This window comes from Desulfonatronospira sp. MSAO_Bac3 (genome assembly GCF_003838035.1).
Taxonomy (GTDB): Bacteria; Desulfobacterota; Desulfovibrionia; order Desulfovibrionales; family Desulfonatronovibrionaceae; genus Desulfonatronospira; species Desulfonatronospira thiodismutans.
In genome coordinates this window covers 1-2,484 of the sequence record NZ_QYZY01000031.1, presented here as the reverse complement: position 1 = coordinate 2,484, position 2,484 = coordinate 1, and the positions used below count along the sequence as shown (strand labels likewise).

The window sequence follows — 2,484 nt, the reverse complement described above, 5'->3', positions numbered from 1 at the left end:
GGGTCAGGGTGGCCAAGAGGCAGGTGTTCATCCTGGAAGAGCTGCGCAAGGCCTATTCCGTCATTTCCGCGGAGATGGACATGGTAGCCGATCTTCAGGCCAGGCTGCTGCCCCGGGACGGATTCGAGTTTCCCGGGATTGACCTGGACTGGATGTATCTGCCATCAGGGAGGGCCAGCGGGGATTATTACGATTTTTTTCCTGTAGGTCCGGACACTCTGCGATTCGTTGTGGCTGACGTTTCCGGGCACGGGGCCAGGGCCGCTTTCATCATGAACACTGTACGGGCCATTTTCCGCATGTCCTGGCGTAACTATTTTCCCCTGGAGCAGGTGGTGGGTTTCGTAAACACCGATCTGTGCCAGATAGTGGGGGGCGAGGCTGATTTTGTCACCCTGCTGGCCTGCGACCTGGACCTTGGGGCGAGAACTCTTTCTTATATCAATGCCGGGCACTGCCCCGGGTTCTTTCTGGCCGATCAGGAAATAATGCACGAGGCTCAGCCCAATTGCAGGCCCCTGGGCATTTTTCCTTTAGACATATCTGCAGGGGAGATCTCCTTTAAACAAAGCCTCAAGGCCTTTTTGTACACCGATGGTTTCTATGAGTGGGAGACGGCCCCGGGGGAGATCCTGGGCCTGGACAGGTTTCGAAGCGAGGTTCAGCAGATGATCCTCCAGGATTGTTTCGGGCTGGAGGCGCTCAAGGAAAGGCTTAAGGGTATAGGCAATGACAGGGTCTGGTTCAGGGATGATCTCACCGCCCTGTGGGTCAGGACAAATCTTTAAGGGGCTGGAGGTGGCGATGCTGCAGCTTATCCTCAAGGATACAGTCACGCCCTGCCGGGCCAGGATGATCGCCCGGGCGGTAAAGTCTTTTCTGGACACATTTGTAACCTCTGATGTACTGTTCGACCTGGAGCTGGTGCTGACGGAGTCCTGCAATAATGCGGCCCTTCATGCATACCAGGGGCTGCCGGGGGAGCTTGAAATAAAGCTGGATATTGTGGAATATGACCAGGTGGCCCTGCAGATACGGGACTGGGGCCGGGAGTTTCAGTGCCCCTGGACCCTTCCGGATAACAACCAGGAATCCGGGCGGGGCATCTACATAATGCGCCAGGTGATGCATACCTTTGATTATTCCCGGGTAGAGGACAGCAATATTTTTTCATTCACCAAAAAAGTTGAGCCGGAGCAATGGAAAGAGTGCATATAGAGGATAAGGGCAACATGCTCATAGTGGACATCTCCCGGGAGATGACCATGGAGATCGTGGATGACCTCAAGAAAGAATTCGAAGACCTTTTCAGCCGTCCCTGGCAGGTGATGGCCCTGGACCTGTCCGGGGTGGCCTTTATGGACAGTGCCGGAATAGGCTTTGTCACCGCCCTGAACAACCGCAGTCTGCAGGAAGGCCGAAAATTCTGCCTGCTGAACCCCTCGGAACAGGTCATCAAGACCCTGAAGCTGGTCAATCTCTGGGACCTGTTTGCAACCTATCCCTCCCTTGAAGAAATTTCCCGCAGCTTGAACCTGGAGCAGAGTTAGCCCCTCAGCCCTGCCTTTCAGCTTTCCTTTTCACCCCTTATCAAAGAAGCGAAATTTTTTGCACACTTCGCGTCAAGCGCGAAATGTGAAGATGATTATAAGAAACAAGTATCTGTTCCCCACTCTTGTCTTTTCGGTACTGATCCCGATACCGAGCCGACAAAAGCATTATCAAGGTGAACAGTCACCTGTTTTTTGTTTTGATTTAAGTCTCAGCCATACATCTGCAAGATTTTTTGCCTGGTTCTCCTGATTGTGGAACAGGAATTGATATATTCCCTGCCAAGGAGAACAACCATGCAAAATTTTCCCCTTATGGACATATCGCAATCTTCCGGTGACTTGTTGCCGGGCATGAACTCCTCCAGGTTTGGCGGAGGTGAGTTCAACGATGGTTTCCGGGACGTTTTCCAGGACGCTTTGCAGTCCCCCCAGAACAACAAGAGTCCTTTGCCTTCCGATTATAATCCACTCCCTGATGCAGGTGAAGGCCGCCATGAACAGGAGCTCAGCCGGGAAGAATTTGCCGGTGTGAAGGATTTTCTCAGGCAGCAGGGTGTAAGTGAGCAGGAAATAAAAAATCTTGAAGAGAGTTTTAATGAATCCGGTCTGACCTGGAGTGAGCTTGGGGATGAACTGGGTCTGGACCAGGAAATGACAGAGATGCTCATGCAGGCTGTAAAAAATGCCTCCCGTGAAGGTGATTCCCGGAAGTACGAATCGGCAGGGCTACGCCTGGATCAAAAAATATCTGAAGAGGACATGGACGCCGTAAAAACCATGCTTCGGGAGCAGGGGATAAGCGAGCAGAAAATTCAGAAACTCAAAGATAGCTTTCAAGAGTCTGGTCTGACCTGGAGTGAGCTTGGGGACGAACTGGGCCTGGACCGGGAAATGACAGAGATGCTCATGCAGTCTGTAAAGCAGGAAGGCT

Annotated in this window: 4 protein-coding genes; all 4 read left to right on the top strand. The window is 52.4% G+C overall.

What is annotated here, in order from left to right; translation table 11 throughout:
* The coding region (locus tag D5S03_RS01160) for a PP2C family protein-serine/threonine phosphatase (protein ID WP_287042428.1) at positions 1 to 788 on the top strand (788 nt) is incomplete at its 5' end.
* A 16-nt stretch (positions 789 to 804) separates the two neighbouring features.
* Positions 805 to 1,218, top strand: a complete 414-nt coding sequence (locus D5S03_RS01155; protein WP_287042427.1) for an ATP-binding protein — start codon at positions 805 to 807, stop codon at positions 1,216 to 1,218.
* The gene (locus D5S03_RS01150) at positions 1,200 to 1,550 is read left to right on the top strand and encodes an STAS domain-containing protein (protein ID WP_008870649.1); all 351 of its coding nucleotides are present in this window, start codon (positions 1,200 to 1,202) and stop codon (positions 1,548 to 1,550) included. Before D5S03_RS01155 ends, D5S03_RS01150 begins: the two co-directional genes overlap by 19 nt.
* 297 nt (positions 1,551 to 1,847) lie before the next feature.
* Positions 1,848 to 2,484 (top strand): hypothetical protein (locus tag D5S03_RS01145; RefSeq protein ID WP_287042426.1); only part of this gene is annotated, 637 nt, incomplete at its 3' end.

What these genes read in the sequence shown, in the direction of transcription:
- D5S03_RS01155 (WP_287042427.1), top strand. Translation starts at nt 805, where the DNA reads ATGCTGCAGCTTATCCTCAAGGATACAGTCACGCCCTGCCGGGCCAGG.
- D5S03_RS01150 (WP_008870649.1), top strand. Translation starts at nt 1,200, where the DNA reads ATGGAAAGAGTGCATATAGAGGATAAGGGCAACATGCTCATAGTGGAC.